The 22,071-nt window shown below is 71.0% G+C and carries 19 protein-coding genes; 5 read left to right on the top strand and 14 right to left on the bottom strand.

The window, feature by feature from the left end:
- Positions 1-58: 58 nt before the first annotated feature.
- The 4 genes from fxsA to Q8A52_RS39845 form a co-directional block, all read right to left on the bottom strand.
- Positions 59-622 carry an FxsA family membrane protein gene (gene fxsA / locus Q8A52_RS39860; RefSeq protein WP_316761155.1) on the bottom strand — a complete coding sequence of 188 codons (564 nt, stop codon included), beginning with the start codon at positions 620-622 and terminating at the stop codon, positions 59-61.
- 78 nt (positions 623-700) lie between these two features.
- The gene (locus tag Q8A52_RS39855) at positions 701-1,495 is read right to left on the bottom strand and encodes a polyprenol monophosphomannose synthase (RefSeq protein WP_316761153.1); all 795 of its coding nucleotides are present in this window, start codon (positions 1,493-1,495) and stop codon (positions 701-703) included.
- 535 nt (positions 1,496-2,030) lie between these two features.
- A complete protein-coding gene (locus tag Q8A52_RS39850) occupies positions 2,031-3,644 on the bottom strand; it encodes an amidohydrolase (protein ID WP_316761151.1) in 1,614 nt (537 codons plus the stop codon).
- Between the two features lie 119 nt (positions 3,645-3,763).
- The gene (locus Q8A52_RS39845) at positions 3,764-4,204 is read right to left on the bottom strand and encodes an Lrp/AsnC family transcriptional regulator (RefSeq protein WP_316761147.1); all 441 of its coding nucleotides are present in this window, start codon (positions 4,202-4,204) and stop codon (positions 3,764-3,766) included.
- Between the two features lie 268 nt (positions 4,205-4,472).
- On the opposite strand from Q8A52_RS39845, the gene Q8A52_RS39840 reads away from it, so the two are divergent.
- Complete coding sequence (locus Q8A52_RS39840) at positions 4,473-4,913, top strand: hypothetical protein (protein ID WP_316761144.1); 441 nt, start codon at positions 4,473-4,475, stop codon at positions 4,911-4,913.
- Between the two features lie 15 nt (positions 4,914-4,928).
- Here the strand turns inward: Q8A52_RS39840 and Q8A52_RS39835 are convergent, their stop codons facing one another.
- Complete coding sequence (locus Q8A52_RS39835; protein WP_316761141.1) at positions 4,929-6,023, bottom strand: phosphotransferase family protein; 1,095 nt, start codon at positions 6,021-6,023, stop codon at positions 4,929-4,931.
- Positions 6,024-6,034: 11 nt separating this feature from the next.
- Positions 6,035-7,138 carry a hypothetical protein gene (locus Q8A52_RS39830; RefSeq protein WP_316761138.1) on the bottom strand — a complete coding sequence of 368 codons (1,104 nt, stop codon included), beginning with the start codon at positions 7,136-7,138 and terminating at the stop codon, positions 6,035-6,037.
- A 139-nt stretch (positions 7,139-7,277) separates the two neighbouring features.
- On the opposite strand from Q8A52_RS39830, the gene Q8A52_RS39825 reads away from it, so the two are divergent.
- Positions 7,278-7,505 carry a hypothetical protein gene (locus Q8A52_RS39825; protein ID WP_316761135.1) on the top strand — a complete coding sequence of 76 codons (228 nt, stop codon included), beginning with the start codon at positions 7,278-7,280 and terminating at the stop codon, positions 7,503-7,505.
- A gap of 28 nt (positions 7,506-7,533) precedes the next feature.
- Here the strand turns inward: Q8A52_RS39825 and Q8A52_RS39820 are convergent, their stop codons facing one another.
- Positions 7,534-8,742: an acyl-CoA dehydrogenase family protein gene (locus Q8A52_RS39820; RefSeq protein WP_316761130.1), complete on the bottom strand. Its 1,209-nt coding sequence runs from the start codon at positions 8,740-8,742 to the stop codon at positions 7,534-7,536.
- Positions 8,743-9,077: 335 nt separating this feature from the next.
- Between Q8A52_RS39820 and Q8A52_RS39815 the strand changes: the two genes are divergently transcribed.
- Positions 9,078-10,304 carry a glycoside hydrolase family 18 protein gene (locus Q8A52_RS39815; RefSeq protein ID WP_316761128.1) on the top strand — a complete coding sequence of 409 codons (1,227 nt, stop codon included), beginning with the start codon at positions 9,078-9,080 and terminating at the stop codon, positions 10,302-10,304.
- 55 nt (positions 10,305-10,359) lie between these two features.
- On the opposite strand, the gene Q8A52_RS39810 is transcribed toward Q8A52_RS39815, so the two are convergent.
- The 5 genes from Q8A52_RS39810 to Q8A52_RS39790 all read right to left on the bottom strand — a co-directional run bounded on the left by Q8A52_RS39810 (position 10,360) and on the right by Q8A52_RS39790 (position 15,408).
- Positions 10,360-11,019 (bottom strand): TetR/AcrR family transcriptional regulator, encoded by a 660-nt coding sequence (locus Q8A52_RS39810; protein WP_316761126.1) that lies wholly within the window; start codon positions 11,017-11,019, stop codon positions 10,360-10,362.
- Positions 11,020-11,083: 64 nt separating this feature from the next.
- Positions 11,084-11,224, bottom strand: coding sequence for an SCO1431 family membrane protein (locus tag Q8A52_RS39805; protein ID WP_316761124.1), 141 nt, complete (start codon positions 11,222-11,224; stop codon positions 11,084-11,086).
- Between the two features lie 100 nt (positions 11,225-11,324).
- Entirely contained in the window at positions 11,325-12,686 is a 1,362-nt protein-coding gene (locus tag Q8A52_RS39800; protein WP_316761121.1) for a peptidase C39 family protein, read from the bottom strand.
- Between the two features lie 186 nt (positions 12,687-12,872).
- The gene (locus Q8A52_RS39795; protein ID WP_316761118.1) at positions 12,873-14,414 is read right to left on the bottom strand and encodes an amino acid permease; all 1,542 of its coding nucleotides are present in this window, start codon (positions 14,412-14,414) and stop codon (positions 12,873-12,875) included.
- 37 nt (positions 14,415-14,451) lie between these two features.
- Positions 14,452-15,408 (bottom strand): hypothetical protein, encoded by a 957-nt coding sequence (locus tag Q8A52_RS39790; RefSeq protein WP_316761116.1) that lies wholly within the window; start codon positions 15,406-15,408, stop codon positions 14,452-14,454.
- 252 nt (positions 15,409-15,660) lie between these two features.
- On the opposite strand from Q8A52_RS39790, the gene Q8A52_RS39785 reads away from it, so the two are divergent.
- Both Q8A52_RS39785 and Q8A52_RS39780 read left to right on the top strand, forming a co-directional pair.
- Positions 15,661-16,281 carry a uridine kinase family protein gene (locus Q8A52_RS39785; protein WP_316761254.1) on the top strand — a complete coding sequence of 207 codons (621 nt, stop codon included), beginning with the start codon at positions 15,661-15,663 and terminating at the stop codon, positions 16,279-16,281.
- 630 nt (positions 16,282-16,911) lie between these two features.
- A complete protein-coding gene (locus Q8A52_RS39780) occupies positions 16,912-18,774 on the top strand; it encodes an AAA family ATPase (protein WP_316761251.1) in 1,863 nt (620 codons plus the stop codon).
- 743 nt (positions 18,775-19,517) lie between these two features.
- Here Q8A52_RS39780 and Q8A52_RS39775 read toward each other — a convergent pair.
- A complete protein-coding gene (locus Q8A52_RS39775; RefSeq protein ID WP_316761114.1) occupies positions 19,518-20,603 on the bottom strand; it encodes a hemolysin family protein in 1,086 nt (361 codons plus the stop codon).
- A complete protein-coding gene (locus Q8A52_RS39770) occupies positions 20,600-21,934 on the bottom strand; it encodes a hemolysin family protein (RefSeq protein WP_316761113.1) in 1,335 nt (444 codons plus the stop codon). The genes Q8A52_RS39775 and Q8A52_RS39770 overlap by 4 nt, the downstream gene beginning before the upstream one ends.
- Between the last annotated feature and the right edge of the window lie 137 nt (positions 21,935-22,071).

The following is a 22,071-nucleotide window of genomic DNA, read 5'->3' as shown; positions in this document are numbered from 1 at the left end:
GCCGGACGGGCGGAAAGATGCCACCCCGGGCCGAGAGGTGATGCCCTCGCCGAGCGGTTCAGCTCGTCAGCGGCGGGCGCTGCTCCCACGCGGTGTCGCCCGGCTCGTCCCGGTCGTTCCTGATGACCTCGCCCTGGACGATCTTGCCGTCGGGGCGGTGGATGCGGACCTGCTGGAAGGCGTCGCCCAGCGAGCCGGGGCCCGCCTGGCGGAGTTTGCGGTCGAAGGCGCGCTCCGCGTAGCGGCTCAGCGTCTTCTGCACCGGCGGGATCAGAAGCAGCAGGCCGACCGCGTCGGAGATCAGGCCGGGGATGATCAGCAGCAGGCCGCCGAGCATCATGAAGCCGTTGCCGCCGCCGCGCTCCGGGGAGCCGCCGCGCTGCAGCGCCTCGTTGAGGCTCTGGAAGGCGCGTCGACCGGCCCGCTTGATGACCACGGAGCCGGCGACGAAGCCCGCGAGCAGCAGCAGGAACACCGTGAAGCCGCTCGCCGCGTCCGCGACCAGGGTCAGCAGCCAGATCTCCAGCACCAGCCACACGGCCACACCCAGCGGCAGGAACCTGCGCAGCCGCGAGCGCCGGGGCCGGGTCGAGGGCGGAGAGGTCGGAGCACCAGTCGTCATGCTCCCAGTGTGCCTGGGCCCGGCTCAGTGCGGGATAAGGAGGCGATCACCGGGGCCCGTGAGGTCCCGGGGACCGGGCTATGCCTGCCTGCCCTTGCCCGTGATCCTGCCGACCCGCTCCCCCACGCCCCACGCCGTGACCCGCCACAGGGCCTCGACGACGATGTCGCGGCTCATCTTGGAGTCGCCGAGTTCCCGCTCCACGAACGTGATCGGCACCTCGACGACGTGATAGCCGGCCCTGACCGCGCGCCGGGCCAGGTCGACCTGGAAGCAGTACCCCTGCGAGGCGACCTTGTCGAGCCCGAGGCCCTCGAGGGTCTCGCGGCGGAAGGCGCGGTAGCCGCCGGTCACGTCCCGGATCGGCACGTCGAGCATGATGCGCGAGTAGGTGCTGCCGCCGCGCGAGAGGAACTCGCGGGACTTCGGCCAGTTCACGACCCGGCCGCCGGGCACCCAGCGCGAGCCGAGCACGAGGTCGGCACCCTTGAGGGCGGTGAGCAGACGCGGCAGTTCCTCGGGCTGGTGGGAGCCGTCGGCGTCCATCTCGACGAGCACGCCGTAGCCGTTGTCCAGGCCCCAGCGGAAGCCCGCGAGGTAGGCGGCGCCGAGGCCCTCCTTGCCCTTGCGGTGCAGCACCTGGACGTGGTCGTCCTCGGCGGCCAGCTCGTCGGCGAGCTTGCCGGTGCCGTCGGGGCTGTTGTCGTCCGCCACGAGAACGTGCGCCTCGGGGACGGCCTTGCGCACCCGGCCGACGATGGACTTGATGTTCTCCGCCTCGTTGTAGGTCGGGATGATCACCAAGGCCGTGCCGAGCGGGCTGAACTGCCTCCCCTGGGCCTGTGCCGCGAGGGTCCCGTCGCCGTCGTTCACTGCTGCCCCTTCATGTCGTACGCAGGGGTCCCACCATAGTGGCCGCGGCCTGCGCCGACGTGACAGCTCGTTCGTATGGTGGTGTCGATTCCACAAGAGCGGGGTAAGAAGGCTCTTTTCGGCTACTGTGCGCGCTGCGGATGGGGGCCCGGCACCCTTCGGGCCGACCTGGGACCCGCTGGCTGCGGGTCGACCTGAAGCCGTTGTCTACTGAGCGTCCGGGCCCCACCCGGGTCACACCTCCCCGACCGGCCGGAACGTTCCCTCGTCGGCGCGGGCGCTGAGCCTGGCTCCCAGTGACGATGCCCCGGTGCGGCACACCGTCCCTGACTCAGCGGCGCTGCGACGAGTGCGCGGAGGCTCTCCGGTCGGGCGTCCGGTGGTGGACTCGGCCGAACCTACCGGCCCCCTGCGGCTGGCTGTCAACACTCGCTTGACCTGCGAAAACACCCCCGAGCACCCGGTCGGTGCGGAGGATGCGCAGGTCGCGCGACGGGGCGGCGGCGGCCGATCCCGACCGCGCCACCCCGGGAGATCACTCGCCCGGCCGTACAAACACGGTCCGGCCGCCCACCACGGTGCGCAGACAGACCGGGAGGTCGTTGCCCGGGGTCAGATCGGGCAGACCAGGTGTACCCGAACGGGGGTCGGTCGACCAGCGGGCGACACGGTCGTCGGGGGCCTGGACGACAAGCTCGTCGGTGCGCCACACGGCATAGTCGGCGGGCGCTCCGGGCACCAGGACGCCCGCGTCGTCGCGGCCGATGGCCCGCCACCCGCCGCGCGTGTGCGCGGTGAAGGCGGCGCGGACGGAGACGCGGTGCTCGGACGTCCGGTGGAAGGCGGCCGCGCGAACCGTGCCCCACGGGTCGAGGGGCGTGACCGGGCTGTCGGAGCCGAAGGCGAGCGGGACACCGGCCCGCAGCAGGGCCGCGAAGGGGTTCAGCAGCCGGGCCCGCTCCGCGCCCAGGCGCTGGGCGTACATGCCGTCCTCGCCGCCCCACAGCGCGTCGAAGGCGGGCTGGACGGAAGCCGTCAGACCGAGCTCGGCGAAGGCTGCGACGGTCTCGGGGGTGAGCATCTCGGCGTGCTCGACACGGTGGCGGGCGGCGCGGACGCGGGCCGTGCCGAGCTTCTCGGCGGCGGTGCGCACGCCCTCGACCACGGTCGTCACGGCGGCGTCGCCGATCGCGTGGAAGCCCGCCTGGAGGCCCGCCTCGGTGCAGGCCACGACATGCGCGGCGACGGCGTCCACGTCGAGGTAGGCGGTGCCGGTGTGGCCGGCGTCGGCGTACGGCTGGTGCAGGCAGGCGGTGTGCGAGCCGAGGGCGCCGTCGACGAACAGGTCGCCGGCGGCGCCGAGCGCGCCCAGTTCCCGTGCCCTGGCGACGCCCTCGTCGCCCTGCTCGGCCCAGTAGCCGACGACCCTGGGGCCGGGCACCTCGGCGGCGAGCCGCAGCAGGCTCGTGAAGTCGTCCTCGGACGAGATCCGGGGCCCGCCGCACTCGTGGACGGACCCGACGCCCAGGGAGGCGGCGTGCGCGAGGGCGGCCCGCTGGGCCTCGGCGCGCTGCGCGGGTGCGACCGCACCGAGCGCGGCGGCGCGTACGGCGTGGTGGTCGTCGCTGGTGAGCGGGGCGTCCTCGCGGGAGACGGTGCCGGGGACCAGGTCCAGCAGGGCCGTCGTGACGACCGCCGAGTGGACGTCGATCCGGGAGAGGTAGAGCGGGCGTCCGCCGGTGGCCCGGTCGAGCTCGGCGCGCATGGGCGGGCGGCCCCCGGGCCAGCGGGCGGCGTCCCAGCCGTGACCGAGAAGGACACGGTCGTCGGGGCGGGCGGCGGCGAAGTCCCCTACGAGGGCCAGGGCCGCCTCGAGGGACGGCGCCCCGGAGAGATCGAGGCCGGTCAGGGCGAGGCCGGTGGACGTGGTGTGGACGTGGGCGTCGCTGAAGGCCGGGGTGACGAGGGCGCCGTCCAGGTCGACCACCTCGTCGACACCGTCCGCGAAGGCATCGGCCGCCCCCTCGGAACCGACCCACGCCACCTGGCCGCGCTCCACGACCATGGCGGTGGCGAAGGGGTCTGCGGGACTGTGGACCTCCCCGCGGCGCAGCAGAACGGTCTTCGGGTCGGCGGGGCGCTCACTCATGCCGAACAGTGTCTCGCGTGAGACGGCGCACACCGCACTTGGGGCACGCCGCCGGCGAAACTCGGCGCGCGTCGCCGGCGAAGCGACCGGCACCCCCTCCGCCGGCCCGCCGCGGCCTCTCAGACCTTCGGCGGCCGTGCCTCGTACGGCGTCGAGAGCACCACCGTCGTACGCGTCGACACGCCCGCCAGCGACCGAAGTCGGGCGAGCAGTTCCTCGAGTTCGTGCGGGGTGGCCACGCGGACCTTGAGGATGTAGTTCTCGTCGCCCGCGACGCTGTGACAGGCCTCGATCTCGGGGACGTCGGCGAGGCGGTCCGCGATGTCGTCGGGGGCGCTGGGGTCGAACGGTTTCACCGAGATGAACGCGGTCATGGGCAGCCCGACCGCTTCGGGGTCGACGACCGCTGCGTAGCCGCGGATGACCCCCCGCTGTTCCAGTCGGCGCACCCGCTGGTGCACGGCCGACGTGGACAGCCCTGTGGCCTTGCCCAGGTCTGTGTAGCTCATCCGCCCGTCCTTGACGAGCAGCTGCACGATCTGACGGTCCAGCTCCTCCATGACGCAAGAACCTACAGTGCGCCTGACCTCCTCGGATACCCGAGCAGCCCAGGTCATGACCGGTTCGTGATGTCCTGCGGTGCAGGCTGTGAGCCGTCTGAGGGACAAACCCGCCGCACCGGGCACCTGCAATCGGCATGTGACGAACGCCACAGCGCTCGAGCGCGCTCCGTGATGCACTCGCGATTACCGCCCAGATGGGACGGGAAGTGCTTGCTGTGGTCGTGGCCGCAGTGCCTTCACGGCCCAGCCCGAGGGGGAGAATCCCATGCAGAATCCCAAGCGCCCTGGTCGTACCGCGCCCAAGCGCCCGCAGTTGGTCGTCGAGCCCGAGCCGGAGGGCGTCGAACCCGACGCCTTCGACACGGAGGACGTCGACGACTACGACACCTTCGAGATGTACCGGGTGATCTGCCCGGACTGCGCGCAGCCCATCGCCCTGCTGGCGGACGAGGACGTCCTGCCGGAGCACGCGCTGTGCGCCTCGCCGTGGAACCCGTTCGGGCTGACGGTCTGTGCCGGCACGGGCCGCGCGGCGGCCGAAGCCCGCCCCACGGACGAGTCCCTCGGGCAGCAGGAGCAGGGCACTGCCGTCCTGTTGACGCTTCCCCAGGGTCTGAACTGGCGGACGCAGCCCTTCTCGCACGTCGGCGGCCCGGGCTCGCGCCCGATGCATGTACCGGCGATGCGCCGCCAGGCCGCCGCCTGAGCCGACCGGCCTCGCTCAGTCCCAGTAGCTGCCCTGCACCATGGCACGCAGACTGCCGTGGTGCAGGATCAGTGTGTCCGGGTCCGCCGGGACGGCGACTTCACCGAAGTACACCTGCCGGTAGGCGACCCGCAGCATGACGATCGCGTGCCGCAGGGCGGCGTACAGGGTGTAGAAGTCCATGTCCCGCGGGGTGTGGCCGGTCAGCCGCGCGTACCGTTCCTCCACCCGCTCGCGGCGCAGGAAGCCGGGCAGTCCGCGCTGACCGGAGGCGACCGTGAGGTCGTGGAAGAAGCGGTGCAGATAGATGGTCCAGCCGAGGTCCACCTCGCGCGGGGCGAGTGCCGCCATCTCCCAGTCGAGGACGGCCACGGGGTCGAAGCCCTCGTAGACGACGTTCCCGATGCGTGCGTCACCCCAGTTGAGCACGGGTTCACCGGTCTCGCGCGGCCACAGTTCGGCCAGCCGGTCGAAGGCGGCCTCGATGAGCGGTGAACGGGACAGACCGCCAACGACCCATTCGTAGTAGGCGCGTTGGGACGCGACGTGGTTGCGGAGCGCGTCGCCGTCGCCGGGCAGGGCGAGGAACGCGGCTTCCGCAGCCGGGACCTGGTCGTGCAGTTCGGCCAGGAGCGCGACGGAGGCCGCCTCCAGGCGCTCGCGCTCGGCGTCGGTCGCCGCGTGCAGCCAACTGCCCTCGTATGTATAGGGCATGACGTCGGGCGGCACGCGCCCGTCGACCCGCTCCATGACGAAGAACGGCGCGCCGAGCGGTCCGGGGTCCTCCTCCAGCCAGAGCGCCTTCGGCACGGGGAGGTCCGAGCGGGCGGCCACCAGGCGCATCGTGCGGTACTGGCGGACCATGTCGTACTCGGGAAACACCGTGTATGCCGCCGGGTCCGCCGCGAGCCTCAACGCACAGGTACGCAAGGGAGGTTCGGGATGTTCGATGTCGAAGAGCAGGGTCTCGCTGGACATGCCGTTGGAGGCCGGGGCGGCGACCCCGACGGCCTTGGCGCCGGGCAGCCGGGTGCCGAGCCAGGAGGTGAGGCGGCGAGTGAGTTCCTCGGGGTCGCGGGTGGTGGTGCGGGGTCGGGGTGCCGTGGCCATCTCCGCCTCCCTCAGGGCGCGACCGAGTCGAAGCCGGTGAAGCCGCTCGGGTCGTGCCGCCCGAACGAGCCGTGTTCGAAGATGCCGTGGCCCACCTGGCCGTCGAGCCTGAAGCGGGCCGCGTGGTCGGTGACTCCGAAGGACGCGAGCCGGTGGGCGGTGGGGTCCGAGAGGTCGTAGGTACGGCGGTCGGTCCAGCCACGGCCGCGCCAGGTGCCGTGCTGCCAGTCGTCGGCGGGTGGATAGCCGGCGCCGATGGCGAGCGGGGACGAGGTCAGGATCTCCGCCTCCAGCTCCAGGGGCCGTCGCGGGTCGCCGAGATGGATGAGCGCGCGTTCCGGATGGCGGGTGCCCGAGCGGTAGCCGATCTCCGCCTGGGGCCAGCCGAGTTGGCGGTCGCGGTGGCCGGGGACGACGAGCGTCGCGTCGTTCAGGGTGCGGTAGCCGTCGGCGTCCTCCTGCACGACGACCATCAAGAAACGGTCCTCGAAGCGGACGGGACACCAGATCCAGTGGAAGCCCTCGGGCGGGTGGTCCTCGGCGAGCCGTCCGCCCTCCTCCCCTGGGATCGGCCGCACTCCCCAGCTGCGGTCGCGGGTGCCGGTCCACTCCGCGGCGGTGACGCGGAACTCCTCGTCCCCCGTTCGAATGATCCCCTCCACGTGGCCCGCCTGGACGAAGCGGCGCCCCTCGAGGGTGAGCCGCCCGCCCCTGCGCTGGAGGTGGTGGGGCTCCCACAGGGCCGGGAAGCCTGCGGTCCAGGTGAGGTCGTACGAGATGGCGTCGTCGCAGGTCAGACGGAACCGCCGCAGGGGCTCCTCGACCTCGATGCGCAGCGGTCCGACGGCGAGCCGCATCCGGTCGTCGCCGAGCGCGTCCGAGGCCCGTACGGCGTGCAGGGTGTCTCCGGTGCGCAGGGTCGCGTACGCGTCGATCATCCCGACGTTCGGGTAGACCCCGAGGCCGAGGACGAGCAGGGCACGTCCCTCGTGGTCGAGGACATGGAAGATGCAGCGGTCGTAGGCGTTCCGGTCCCCGGTCGCCACCTGCTTCATGGACAGCGGGACCTGGTGCACCGGGTATTCGTCGAGCGGTACGGGACGGTCGTCAGCCACCGGCAGGCCCCCTTGAGGAAGTGGACCTGACGGTACGTCAGACGGCCGGGGGTGGCCAGAGGTGCGACCGGACGTCCGTGAACGCACGCACGATTCGGCGCACCGGTGACCTGTCCGGCCACCCCGGCGTTGCCCAGGCATGACCGCCACGTACTCGGCGACCGGGCGCCAGCGCCTGCTCTTCGTGCCGCCGCCTGCAGGATCGGTTCCGCCGCCGCAGCCGCAGGACCCGCCCATCTACCGCGCTCTGATGCGCGCCTGGGCCGACCGGGGACGCACCCTGCCGGGCCGCCACGATCCGGAGTGGATCAAACTGGCGGCCCCCACGGTCATGCAGGGGTACTTCAGCGAACTCGTGGACCGCTGAGGCGCCCCCGCGGCCTGGCCCGACCGGTTCAGCGGCTCTCGGGGCCTGCCAGATGGCGGGCGATGACCATTCGCTGGATCTGGTTCGTGCCCTCGACGATCTGCAGGACCTTGGCCTCGCGCATATAGCGTTCGACGGGGAAGTCGGCGGTGTAGCCGTACCCGCCGAGTATCTGCACGGCGTCCGTCGTCACCTTCATCGCCGTGTCCGTGCAGTGCAGCTTGGCCATCGCCGCCTGCCTGGCGAAGGGCCGGCCCGCGTCGCGCAGCCGCGCCGCCGCCAGGTACAGCGCCCGGCCCGCCTCGATCTGGGTGGCCATGTCGGCGAGCATGAACCGCAGGCCCTGGAAGTCGGAGATCGGGTGCCCGAACTGGCGCCGCTCGGTGGCATAGGCGATCGCCTCGTCCAGCGCCGACTGGGCCAGGCCGATGGCGCAGGCCGCGATGCCGAGCCGGCCGGAGTCGAGCGCGGACAGGGCGATGGCGAAGCCCTGCCCCTCCTCGCCGATGCGCCGGTCGTCGCAGACGCGTACACCGTCGAAGTGGACCTGGGCAGTGGGCGAGCCCTTCATGCCCATCTTCTTCTCGGGCATGGCACCGCTCAGCCCCTCGGCGTCCCCGGGCACCAGGAACGCGGAGATCCCGCGGGAGCCCTCCTCGCCGGTACGGGCCATCACGGTGTAGAAGTCGGCGATGCCGCCGTGGGTGATCCAAGCCTTGGTACCGGTGATCACCCAGTCTCCCCCGCTCTCGGCTCCGCTCGACCGGGAGGGGCCCCCGTCCTCCCGGACCGCCTTGGTCCGCAGGGACGCGGCGTCGGAGCCGGAGGCCGGCTCGGAGAGGCAGTACGCGCCGAGCAGTCCGCCGCCGAGCATCGCGGGCAGGTGCTCGACCTGCTGCTGCTTGGTTCCGTAGGCGGCGAGCGCGTAGCAGGCCAGGGTGTGCACGCTGACGCCGAGGCCGACGGTGAGCCGGGCGGTGGCGAGCTCTTCGAGGACCTGGAGGTAGACCTCGTACGGCTGGTCGCCGCCGCCGTACTCGGAGTCGTACGGCAGGCCGAGCAGGCCGGAGTCCGAAAGGAGGTTGAAGACCTCGCGGGGGAAGCGTCCGGCGTCCTCCTCCTCTGCCGCCCTCGGGGCGATCTCACGCTGCGCGATGTCGCGGACGAGTGAGATCAGATCCCTGGCCTCGTCGGTGGGCAGCTGACGCTCCACCGGCTGCGGGGCGCGGTCGGACATGGCGACGGTCTCCTCCCTGTTCGGGCACATCGGCGACGGGCGCCTGGGGTCCGGCGGCGCCGCCTGGTCTTTCATGGCTCCGGCCGCTGCGCGCGCTTCCGGGTCTCGGAAGCTGCTGACCAGCGGCTCTGCGCTGTGAGTATGCCCGATCAGCGACCTCCAGTCACCAGTTAACGACCGCTTACTTCAAGAAGTCCACCCCAGACTTCCGTGGGCCCGAAATTGGTCCGAACCATTGACCAAGTGGTCTAGTCCTCCTACTCTCTCGAACCAACGCTTTACCGCGTTCATGCCAATCGGCGCGCGTTCCCCTCCCCCCCACGAGGAGACACCCGATGCACCCTCCCCGCACCCGATTCCGGGCGCTCGTGTCCGCCGTGTGCTGTGCCGTCCTCGGCGCCGGACTGCTGGCCGGCGCGGGCACCGCCACCGCCGCGGCCCCCGCAGCCCCGAAGGCCGCAGGCTCGAAAGTCGTCGGCTACTTCACCGAATGGGGCACCTACGACCGCAAGTACTACGTCAAGAACATCGAGACGTCCGGTTCGGCCACCCGGCTGACCCACGTCAACTACGCCTTCGGCAATGTCACTGGCGGCAAGTGCGTGATGGGCGACTCCTACGCGGCGACCGACCGCGCCTACACCGCGGCCGAGTCGGTGGACGGTGTCGCCGACACCTGGGACCAGCCGCTGCGCGGCAACTTCAACCAGCTCCGCAAGCTGAAGAAGAAGCACCCCGGACTCAAGATCCTCTGGTCCTTCGGCGGCTGGACCTGGTCCAGCGGTTTCGGCGAGGCCGCGCGGAACCCCGCCGCGTTCGCCCAGTCCTGCTACGACCTGGTGAAGAACTCCAAATGGGCGGGCGTCTTCGACGGCATCGACATCGACTGGGAGTACCCGAACGCCTGCGGCAACACCTGTGACACCAGCGGCCGGGCCGCCTTCAGGAACGTGATGGCGGCACTGCGCGCCAAGTTCGGCAGCGGCGCGCTGGTCACCGCGGCAATCACCGCCGACGCCACCAGCGGTGGCAAGATCGACGCGGCGGACTACGCGGGGGCTGCGCAGTACGTCAACTGGTACAACCCGATGACGTACGACTACTTCGGCGCCTGGGACCCGACGGGCCCCACGGCCCCGCACTCGCCCCTGAACTCCTACTCCGGCATCCCGAAGGCGAGCTACTACACCTCGGCGACCATCGCGAAGCTGAAGGGCCTGGGCATCCCGGCTTCGAAACTGCTGCTCGGCATCGGCTTCTACGGGCGCGGCTGGACCGGCGTCACCCAGGCGGCACCGGGCGGCTCCGCGACCGGGCCGGCGGCCGGGACGTACGAGCAGGGCATCGACGACTACAAGGTGCTCAGGACCAAGTGCCCGGCGACCGGCACCGCGGGCGGCACCGCATACGCCAAGTGCGGCAACAACTGGTGGAGTTACGACACCCCGTCGACCATCGCGACGAAGATGTCGTACAAGAACCAGCAGGGCTTGGGCGGCACCTTCTTCTGGGAGCTGAGCGGGGACACCGCGAACGGTGAGCTGATCAAGGCGATCGGCTAGGCATTGGCGCACCCATCGGCTCGGGGCGGAGGCGGCGGCCTCCGCCCCGTTGGTGTCAGTCCTCCCGGCGGGCGGGCTGCGGAGCCGGGTAGGACGGGTCCAGCTCCTCGATGGCGCGCAGGGCTCCCCCCAGCGTCTTCACCAGCAGTTCGCGCATGGTGTCGCGGGAGAGTTCGCAGTGGTCCATCCAGTCGAGGGTGGCGCCCTCGACGCTGCACACCCAGGCGAGCAGCCCCATCCGGGCCAGCGGCGCGACGTCACTGCGGCCGTAGGCACCCTCGGCTATGGTGCCGACGATCGCCTCGCGCACACCGTCGCGGATGGCGTGCACCTCGGCGTCGAAACCGACGCCGCCGCTGACGATGGTGCGGAAGGCGGCCTGGTTGTGCTCGGCGTAGCACAGATAGCTGTCGATGGTGCGGTGGACGCGGTCCACGGCCGCCAGTTCGAGACCGCTCGCGGCAAAGGTGACCAGGTCGGCGACGGACTCGTGGATGATCGCCAGGTAGTAGCCGCGCTTGGACTGGAAGTAGTAGTAGATCAGCCCTTTGGCGACATGAGCCTGCCGGGCGATGTCGTCCATGGAGAGCGCGTCGTAGGACGTGTCGGCGAACAACTTCCGCCCGATGGCGATGAGTTCCGCCCGGCGCGCCACGGAGCGCTCGGTTCCGCGCGCCCGGGGGCGGACGACGGCAGGCTGTTGACTAATATTCAATTTCGACCCTGGTCTCAACGGGCGGCGGGACACCCGCAGTATGTCAGGTCGGCATTGCGTCAGCTCACAGCAGCCCGAGCCGGCTGACGAGCATGGCGACGACCGCGACCAGGACCCATCCCAGGATGTGCTCGACGATCTTCGGGCCGTCGTCCTTGGGCCCGCCGGTGCGGACGCGGGTGGCGGTGGCTGAGTGTGCGGTCATGGCGTCTCGCTGAGGTCGGACGTACAGGTGGATTCCCCCCACCGATCTGTCCACCTTGCCACCCTCGACGGCTTTTGCGGCGGAGACGTTGGTCACACGGTCAGCGCACCCCCACCGCCGCGAGCGCCTTGCGCCGGCGCGGGCCCGGATGGGCCGGGAAGTACAGGTAGCAGACGCCACCCGTGCCGGAGACGACCTTGCCGGTGGCGTTGTACCGCTTGGTCCGCAGCCAGATGTTCTCGAACTCCCTCCTCAGGTACACCCGCCGCACCGCCTCGTCGCTCGGCGAGGCCGGGTCGTTGGCGATCACATCGCCCTCGGCGGTGAAGCCGATCACCGTCATCAGATGGCCGGAGGTGCCGTAACCGGCGCCCGTCAGCTCGGTCTTGAGGAAGGACTGGGACGTTATGACCGGGATGCCGGCCGCGATCAGCGTCTCCAGGTCGGCGAGCGAGCCGAGCCGGGTGATCACGCCCTGGAGTCCGTCGAAGGTGGCCGCGTAGGCGGCGTTGAACGGCCAGTTCCCGCAGCCCGTGTACTGGTAGTCGTAGGTGTACCGGGCCGCGTGGCACACCTGCGGGTCGGCGTACGACGGATCGACCCAGGCCAGCTGTTCGGGGGTGAGCCGGCCGCCCCAGTACTCGATGATCATCTGCGAGGAGGTGGGGCTGCACCAGGCCTCGCCGCCGTTGTCGTACTCGGGGTACTGCCCCCTGTGGATCTCCTGGGAGTAGCGCGGGACGCTCAGCTCCTGGGCCAGCCCGGGCGCGGAGGCCGGGACGGTGAAGCGGTCGGGGATGTCGGAGCCCATGGCGCCGAGCCGCCAGACGGTGGGGGTGAGCCGGGTGCCCGGCTTTCGGTACAGGGTCAGCCGCAGCCGGTACGACATCAGGCGCAGGCCGGTGCCGGCGTCGTCGATGGCGAAGGTGTCCGTCCAGACGGTGCTCTTGCCGTCGGTCTGGTCGTCCACCGAGGTCCGCTTGATGTCCTGGTCGCCGGCCGCCCAGCGGCCCATCACGTACCAGGGCGTCGCCGTGCCGTCGGAGTATGTGCCCGTCAGCTCGACCTGGAGCCAGGTGCCGGCCGGGGTGTGCGCGTTCCAGGAGGCGATCGCCTCGGTGGCGGGAACGCTCAGCCGGTGGACCGGCGAGGTCCAGGTGGCGTACTCCCAGGCGGCCGTGGTGCCGGTGTGCGGGTCCGGGTAGTCCACGGTGCCTGCCGGGGCGGCGATCATCACGCCCGGGCGGCTGCCCGCGACGGGTCGGACACCCTTGCAACTGCCGGAGCGCCAGTCGGTGTAGGTGATCCAGGCCCGGTTGTCGACGGGCCGGGTGGGGCCTGCGTCGTCGGCGTCGTGCGCGGAGGCGGTCACGGCGGCCGCAGGGCCCGTGCCACCGGCCACTGCGGCGGCGACCGCTGCGGCCAGAACGGTTCTGCGGGACGGCTGTTCGGCTCTGCTCATGGTCGGAAGACCCCCGGTGTCCGAGTGGCAGCTGTGCGCCAACTATGGCCGAGACGCCATGCCCCTGCCAGCACTTCGGCCCATGCCACGCCCATGAATATTGGTCTCACCCACTGGCGGCGCCCGGGAGGGCCACACGGTCCCGGCGCACGCTGGTGACGTGCGCCGGAATCCGTGGCACGTGGGTCAGATGAGGTCCATCGCGGCGACCTCGTCCGGACGCCCGTAGCTGACCGGCCCCTGGAAGCGGCGGCGGGCGGTGGCGAACCACCACACCGTGGCCACGATCAGGACGACGGCCAGCGCGATCGGCGCGTAGTTGAAGGAGTCGACGGTGATCGGCGAGGCCTGCGGCAGCATGAAGAGCACGCTGCTGAGCACGATCCAGGTCACCGCCAGCCAGCCGATCGGCCGACCCCAGCGGCCCAGGTGCCAGGGCCCCGGCTGGAACTCGTCGCCGAGCCGCAGCCGCAGGAAGATCGGCACGGCGTAGGCGAGGAAGAGCCCGACAACGTTGACGCTGACGATGGCCGTGAACGCGGTGTGCGACCACCAGCCCGGCAGCACCAGGGCGAGGGAGCAGGCCACCGCGAGCCACACGGCCTTCACGGGGGTACGGGTGCGGGGCGAGACCGAGTGCCACAGGCGCGAGCCGGGCATGGCGCCGTCCCGGGAGAAGGCGAAGATCTGGCGGGTGTTGCTGGTGAGGTTGGCCAGGCCGCAGAAGAGCATCGCGCCGATCACGACCAGCAGCAGCGCCTTGGCCCAGCCCATACCGAGCCCGTCGATGAGAATCTGTACGGGCGGCGCGGACGAGCCCGCGACCTTGTCGTAGTCGCCAATGCTGTAGACCAGTGCCAGCATCAGGATCAGGCCAGTGATCGCCGAATAGCCTATCGAACGAGTGATCCCCCTCGGCGCGTTGACCGTCGCGCGCACCGTTTCCTCGGACATGTGGAAGCTGCCGTCGAAGCCGGTGAACGTCCAGCTGGTGACCAGCAGGCCGAGCATGCCGCCGTAAAGCCCGTTGGTGAAACCGGTGTTGTTCACGAAATGCGTCACGAAGGACGCCGACTGGTGGTGGTCCGGCATCACGATCAGTGTGCTCACGATCACCACGAGTCCGATCAGCAGCCACCACACGGAAATCCGGTTCAGGACGGCGACCAACTGGACCGTGTAGGTGTTGGCGAGCCCCTGCAGCACGATGATCAGGGCCGTGATCAGGACCGTCTGATGCGCGGTCGGCACGTACGACGACCACTGCAGCGCGATGAAGGCCTGGATGAACGTGGCGGCCGCATATCCGGTGGCGGCGGTGCCGCCGATCTGGCCCACGAAGTTCAGCCAGCCCGTGTACCAGGACCAGGCACCCTTGTGCCGCTTGGCGAGTTTGCCGGCGGAGAAATACAGCGCCCCGCTCGTCGGATAGGCCGACGCGACCTCCGCCATGGCGGCACCGATGAACAGCACCATGACGGAAACACCGATCCAGCCGAAGACGAGAACACGGGGGCCACCCGCGTTCATACCGAAGCCGAATGACGAGAAAATACCCGAGAGGATATTGATGATGGTGAAGGAGATCGCGAAATTGTCGAACGCCTGGAATCGGCGGGTTAGTTTCCGCGGATAACCCATCGCATGCAGGGTGGCATCGTCGTCGAGCACGACCGGGTCTTCTCCCCCACGAACTCTGGCCCGTGGAGTCGATATCCGTTCTGACACTGATCGACCTTTCTCTCATTGGGGGACGAGCAGGACGTCAGGCGGCACCCGGCACAGGCAGGCCGCATGCCCGCCTGGCCCTGGAGAGCTGCTCCTCGGGTTCGCCGAAGACGCTCCAGGGCATGCGCGAGGCGTACGGCCCCATCGCCGTGAAGACCGCCCGGGCCTCGAACTCGCACTGGGCCATGACCAGCGCGTGTGCGAGGTAAGCCAGGTCGAGCACCGGGGTGAAGCGATAACCGGCCACCGCGGGCAGCCAGTTGTGGTAGATCGCGAGGGCGGTGGAGCGCCACTGGGGCTGCTCCCAGACGCGGTCGGCGAGCAGCTGGGTGGGGTTGTAGCTCTCCACCAGGGCGACCAGGGGAAGCAGCCGCAGCGGGGAGTGGGCGGGCGCCCGCTGGCTGAGGAAGGCGGCCACGTCCCAGGCCGCGTTCACCGAGCCGCCGTGGCGGGTGAAGAAGAAGGAGAGGAAGCGGTGGTGGGCCTCGCGGTTGAACGGGTCGAGCGTCAGAACGTGCGCGAACAGCCGCCATGGGCCGGGTGGGGCGGTGAGCAGGCCGTTGGGGGCGGGGTCGCGCAGCCGGTGCAGCCGGGCCATGGCCAGCTTGGCGACCCAGGGCGTGGGGTCGGCGGGGGCCATGCCGGCCGCCCGGTCGCAGGCGGCCAGCGCGATCCGTTCCAGGGCCTCGGCCCGCTCGTCACGGGCGTCGCCGGCGCGGACCGCGCGCAGTACGGCCACCCGGGCCCACATCAGGGCCGCCTCGGGGGTCGGCTCCTCGGCGAGCCAGCGCTCGACGAGGTCGGTGCCGGCGGCCTCGGAGGCCACGACGAGGGAGCGGTGGGCGCGCAGACCGAAGTCGGTGCGGGTCTCGGTCAGGACTTCGTGGGCGCTGCGATATCTTCCGGCACGCACGTCGACGCATACGGCCGCGAGGGCACGGTCGTCGGCCGCCGGATGCCACACATACTGCCCCTCGAATAACTCCGCGGCCATCTTCCCCTGTCCGTCCCCGTTACGACGCATCACAGTTGCGCACCAGGCACCTTACTCAGCACCGGGCACACCGGATACGGCGAATTCGACATATCGGTCAGCCGATTCAGAATATTGATGAAACGATTGGCGGCCGACTCGCGAGTAGTTCAAGGTGATACATTTTTCTGCCCAGCACCCTCGGCCGCTATGCGCCGCTACTAGAATGTTTCCGGAAAACGCCCCACACCGCATCACACCTCGGGAATCGCCATTCACGACCTCGCCGCCCGCCTGAGCGAACTCCCCCCGTCCTGCGGACCGGTCCGCCTGATCGCCGTCGACGGGCACGCCGGCTCCGGGAAGTCCACGTTCACCGGCCGCCTGGCCGCCGCGCTGGGCGGGGCGCCGGTGCTGCATCTCGACGACATCGCCAGCCACGACGAGCTCTTCGAGTGGACCGGGCGCCTGCTGGCGCAGGTGATCGAACCGCTCGGCCGCGGCGAGACCGCGTCGTACGCACCCTACGACTGGCGCGCCCGCAGCTTCGGCCCGGCCCGTGCGCTGCCGCCCGCGCCCGTGATCCTGATCGAGGGCGTCGGAGCAGGCCGCCGAGCGCTGCGCCCGCATCTGGCGCGACTGCTGTGGATGGAACTGCCCCACGAGGAGTCCTGGACGCGCGGCCGGCTGCGGGACGGAACCGAACAGCGGGAATTCTGGGCCGGGTGGGTCCGGGCGGAACACCGGCACTTCGCCGAGGACCCCTCGAGGCCCTACGCCGACCTTCTGGTACTGCAGTCACAGAAGGGGTACGAGGTGCTGCCGGGCCCTGGCGAGACCAATGGACCGGACCAGGAAGTCACCCACCGTGACGGACCGTCCGCTGTGTGCTGAACTTGTGAAGGCGCTTTCTGGGAACTTGTTCGACTGCTTCAACTCGGCTTGACCCGGGGGCCGTACAGGACTTACGTTCTCAATAAGCGGTCATGGAAGCCGCCCCATAGACGCGAAGCCCCCGGTTGTTCCCCCGTGATCGGGGGCTTCGTTCTGCCCGGAGCCCGTTTTCCGGAAGCCACGCGCACCGATTCGCTCACCCTCGGTCACCGAGCCCTGTGCGCCCCGTCTGCTCCCACCTCGTCAAACGGCCCGTGCGGCACCCTTCGGCGGGCACCCGGCCCGCAGGTACGATGCCCTCGGTGCGACCTTCGGACGGCTGCTTCGCGCACCTTCAACTCCGGTCCGCGGCACAGCGGTTCGACCACGACGGCCGTCGGGCGACTGCCCGGTGGTGAGGGGGTGTCAGGTGGATCAGGCCGGATCAGGGAGCGGGGCATGGTGCGTGCAGCTGCAAGGCGGAGGAGGGAGTCGACGCGATGGGGGTCCCCCCTGCTCGAGCGAAGCCGAGAGCTTGGGGGAGTCGGCGACCGACGACAACGCGGCAGATGCGCGTGCCAGGCCCCGCGAGCCCGGCCTGGTCCACCTGACACCCCCCGACCTATGGGGGCACGGTCTGTGGGGGACGTGATGGACTTCGGCACGCAGGGCCCCGAGGCCCCGGCCGACCTCGCCTGGTTGCGAGGCGTGGACGCCTACACCATGGGCGCCTATCCGCAGGCGGAGGAGGAGTTCCGCACCGCGGTGCGGATGGATCCCGGCATGGCCGACGCCTGGCTCGGGCTGCACGCGCTGCGCATCGACACGACGACCGCGCTGCTCAGGATGTTCCGGCACCGGGACCGCTTCGGGGAGCAGCGCGCCCGGCACCGCCGCACGCTCAACTCCTGGTACTGGCTGGGCTGGTGGGTGCAACCGGTGCTGGAGAGCCCGCGCGACCTGCTGCTCGCGCACGCCTCGCACTGGCTGGACGGCCGCCATGTCCCTGAGCTGGACCGGGCGCTCGCCGGGCTCCCGCCGGTGGACACCGACCCGCAGGTCCGCTTTCTGCACGCCTGCCGGTCCTATCTGGTCAAGGACTGGGACCAGCTGATCCGGCACACCGACCCGCTGCTCGACGACGCCATGCTGGGCATCGAGGCGGGTCTGTTCGGCGGCATGGCACGGGTCCGGCTGGAGATGTACGGGCAGGCCGAGCCGTTGCTGTCGGCGGCCCTGATGCGCTGCCGCAGCGAGCAGCCCCAGCGCAAGGAACTGCGGTACTGGCTGGCCCGGGCCCACGAGGGCACGGGGCGCAGCGCGGCGGCGCTGCCGCTGTACCGGGCCGTGCACCGGGTCGACCCCGCGTTCATGGACACCTCGGCCCGGCTGGCCGCGATCGCCGAGGGCGACGGGTACGACGACGCGGCCGACCTCGCGGCGATCACGCTCACCGGCGCCGGGCAGGACAGCGTGGACGGCCCCGATGTGCTCGATCCTCTCTTCGGCACCGAGGCCCGCGACCTGCGGTTCCCCGAGCCGGATCTGCCGCCCGCCGGTCCGCTGTCGTCGGTGACCGACCCGGCGGTGCGGGAGAAGACCGTCGTACCTTCGCCGCTGCCCGCCGGGCCCACCGACCCCGCATTACTCGAGGAGGCGCTCGCCGAGCTCGAGCGCATGGTGGGGCTGGAGCCCGTCAAACGCCAGGTCAAGGCGCTCTCCGCCCAGTTGAACATGGCGCGGCTGCGGGCCGGGCAGGGGCTGCCGGTGCAGCCGCCGAAGCGCCACTTCGTCTTCTCCGGCCCCTCGGGCACCGGCAAGACCACGGTCGCCCGCATCCTGGGGCGTGTCTTCTACGCCCTCGGCCTGCTCGGCGGCGACCATCTGGTGGAGGCCCAGCGGGCGGACCTCGTCGGCGAGTATCTGGGCCAGACCGCCGTGAAGGCCAACGAGCTGATCGACTCCGCGATCGGCGGTGTGCTGTTCGTCGACGAGGCGTACTCGCTCTCCAACTCGGGCTACGGCAAGGGCGACGCGTACGGCGACGAGGCCCTGCAGGTCCTCCTCAAGCGGGCCGAGGACAACCGGGACCACCTGGTGGTGATCCTGGCCGGCTACCCGGAGGGCATGGACCGTCTGCTGGCCGCCAACCCGGGCCTGTCCTCCCGCTTCACGTCCCGCGTCGACTTCCCCTCGTACCGGCCCCTCGAACTCACCTCGATCGGTGAGGTGCTCGCGGCGGAGAACGGCGACGTGTGGGACGAGGAGGCCCTGGACGAGCTGCGGTCCATCGCCGGGCACGTCGTCGACCAGGGGTGGATCGACGAGCTGGGGAACGGACGCTTCCTGCGGACCCTCTACGAGAAGAGCTGCGCCTACCGGGACCTGCGTCTGTCGACCTACCCCGGCATGCTGTCCCGGGACGACCTGGCGACGCTGCGGCTCCCGGACCTGATGCAGGCCTACGGGGAGGTCCTGTCGGGCCGTGGCCCACAGGACCCGTCGGCCATGTGACGTGGCCCCGTGGCCTGCCGCTCAGCGGGCCACGGGGAGCCACGAGGGTCTCCGACGGCATCCGAGTGCCGATGGAGGCGCCCCATCAGCCGGTCCCAGGTGCCGTCGGCCAGCCTGGGTTTTCCGGCTTCCCTGTGCGGTTCGCGGATGCCTGGGCCCTGGTTCGTGTCCGCAAAGTGGTTGGCGCGGGGCCGTGCGGCGCACGGCATCCACGGACGGGGCGCCCAAAGGCGTCCACCGACACAACGGCTCACATGCACCCGCGTCCCCACGGCCCAGCGGCCTCCGCACACCGCACAGGCCTACGGGCGGCACGCGCCCGCACACCCCCGTGATCAACGTGACGACCGCTCCCACGCCCCCACCCCACCGCGCACGAACCGTCGCTCGCTCCGCCGCGGATGGGCCGACCGGCGGCCGGCCTGCACCACCACGGGCGAGACGGGTCTTCGTGGCCGGTCCGGCACGCGCCCGGAAACCCCGCGGAACCGCAGGCCCAGACCCCCGAGCCCGTCACGCCCGCCGGACGGCACGCGCCCGCACACCCTCGTGATCAACGTGACGACCGCTCCCCCGCGCCCACCCCACCGCGCACGAACCGTCGCTCGCTCCGCCGCGGATGAGCCGACCGGCGGCACCACCACGGGCGAGACGGGTCTTCGTGGCCGGTCCGGCACGCGCCCGGAAACCCCGCGGAACCGCAGGCCCAGACCCCCGAGCCCGTCACGCCCGCCGGACGGCGCTCAGCCCGCCAGGGCCTCCTCCGGTTCGCCGCTCGCGCGTGGTTCCGTCACCTTTGGCTCCGGGGTCTCGCGGTGGGCCGGGTCGCGGACCTCGCCGACCAGTAGCTCCAGGACGTCCTCGAGCGCGACCAGGCCGAGCACCTTGCCGGACGCGTCGGCCACCTGGGCCAGGTGCGTCGCGGCGCGGCGCATGACCGTGAGCGCGTCGTCGAGCGGCAGCTCGCAGCGGAGGGTGGTCATGGGCCGCCAGACGTGCTGCGGTACGGCCCGGTCCGAGTCCTCCAGGTCCAGTACGTCCTTCACGTGCACGTATCCCATGAAGGCGCCCTTCTCCGCGGCCACCGGGAAGCGCGAGTAGCCCGTCCGGGCGGTGAGCCGGACGATCTCTCCCGGGGTGACCGACGGCGTCACCGTCACCAGTGACTCCCGCTTGAGCAGCACATCGGTGACCGGGCGCGAGCCCAGTTCCAGCGCGTCCTCCAGGCGCTCCTGCTCCTCGGGGGCGAGGAGGCCTGCCTGGCCGGAGTCCTCCAGCAGCCGGTTGAGCTGCTCGCTGGTGACGACGGCCTCGACCTCGTCCTTCGGCTCGACGCGGAAGAGCCGCAGGATGCCCCGGGCGCAGGCGCCGAGGGCCACCGTGATCGGCCGGCAGACGCGGGCGAAGGCGACCAGCCCCGGGCTGAGCCACAGCGCGGCCTTCTCCGGGGCCGCCATCGCGAGGTTCTTCGGCACCATCTCGCCGATGACCAGGTGGAAGAAGACCACCGCGGCGAGGGCGATGACATACCCGAGCGGGTGAATCATGCCGTCGGGAAGATGAATCACCTCGAACACAGGTTCAAGCAGATGGGCCACCGTGGGTTCGGCGACCGCACCCAGGGTCAGCGAGCAGACGGTGATGCCGAACTGGGCGGCAGCCATCATCTGCGGCAGCCGCTCCAGGCCGTACAGCACCTGGCGGGCCCGTGCGGTGCCGAGCGGTTCGATCTGGCTGCGGCGCACGGACACGAGCGCGAACTCGGCGCCGACGAAGAAGCCGTTGGCGAGCACGAGCAGCATGGCGAAGACCAGTTGGAGCACGCTCATCGCACGGCCTCCATGACGTTCACCATCGGGGCCGTCCGGACCAGCCGGACCCGCTCCGCGCGGTAGTGCCGGACCTGGCGCACCGACAGCCGCCAGCCGGGCAGTTCCGCCTTGTCGCCGGGCGCCGGGATACGGCCGAGCAGGTCGGCCACCAGGCCGGCGACGGTCTCGTAGGGGCCTTCCGGCACTTCGAGGCCTATGCGCTGCAGGATGTCGACCCGGACGCTGCCGTCGACGTCCCAGGCGGGCCTGCCGTCCTGCGCCGGGGCCGCGGCGAGTTCGGGCGCGTCCGGCCGGTCGTGCTCGTCACGGACCTCGCCCACGAGTTCCTCGACGATGTCCTCCAGGGTGACCACGCCCGCCGTGCCGCCGTACTCGTCGACGACGACCGCGATGGGCTGCTCGCTGCGCAGGCGCGCGAGCAGCGGCTGCACGGGGAGCGTCTCGGGGACCAGCAGTGCCCTGCTCGCGATACGGCCGACCGGGGTACGCAGCCGGTCCTGCGACGCGATCGCCAGGGCGTCCTTGAGGTGGACCATGCCGACGATCTCGTCGATCTTCTCCCGGTAGACGGGGAAGCGGGACAGGCCGGTGGCCCGGGTCAGATTGACCACGTCCTCGGCGGTCGCCGAGTCCTGGAGCGCGCTGACCTTCACCCGCGGGGTCATCACGTGCTGCGCGGTCAGCTCGCCGAGGGACAGCGTCCGTACGAAGAGGTCGGCCGTGTCCTGCTCCAGGGCGCCGGCCCGGGCGGAGTGCCGGGCCAGCGAGACCAGTTCGCCGGGGGTGCGGGCGGAGGCCAGCTCCTCGGTGGGTTCCACGCCCAGGGCGCGCACAAGCCGGTTGGCGACCGTGTTCAGGACGGAGATCACCGGGCGGAACAGCCGGGAGAAACGGTGCTGCGGGCCGGCGACGAACCGCGCGACCTGCAGGGGCTTGGACACCGCCCAGTTCTTGGGTACGAGTTCGCCGATCACCATCTGGATCGCCGAGGCGAGCAGCATGCCGACGACCACGGCGACGCCGGACACCGCGCCGTCGGGGACGCCGATCGCGGCGAACGGGCCGCGCAGGAGCTGCGCGAGGGCCGGTTCGGCGAGCATGCCCACGACGAGGGAGGTGATGGTGATGCCGAGCTGGGTGCCGGAGAGCTGGAAGGACAGCTCCTTGAGGGCCTCGACGACCGTACGGGCGCGTTTGTCGCCCTCGGCGGCTGCCTTCTCGGCCTCCGGCCGCTCGACCGTCACCAGGCCGAACTCGGCCGCCACGAAGAAGCCATTGGCGAGGATCAGCAGGAACGCCGCTCCGAGGAGCAGCAGGGGGATGGTCATGATGCCGCCGCCTCCGCGCTATGTGGGGAGGGGGCGGCGCAGGTACTACAGGACGATCCGTCCATCGCTGGAGGGAGTCACTCCTCGGGTAGCAGGAACCCCTGTGCGCCGGTCGGCACTACAGGGGCGGAGGCGCA

The organism is Streptomyces herbicida (assembly GCF_032656585.1).
In the GTDB taxonomy this organism is placed as follows: domain Bacteria; phylum Actinomycetota; class Actinomycetes; order Streptomycetales; family Streptomycetaceae; genus Streptomyces; species Streptomyces herbicida.
This window is presented reverse-complemented; position numbering and strand designations above follow the sequence as displayed.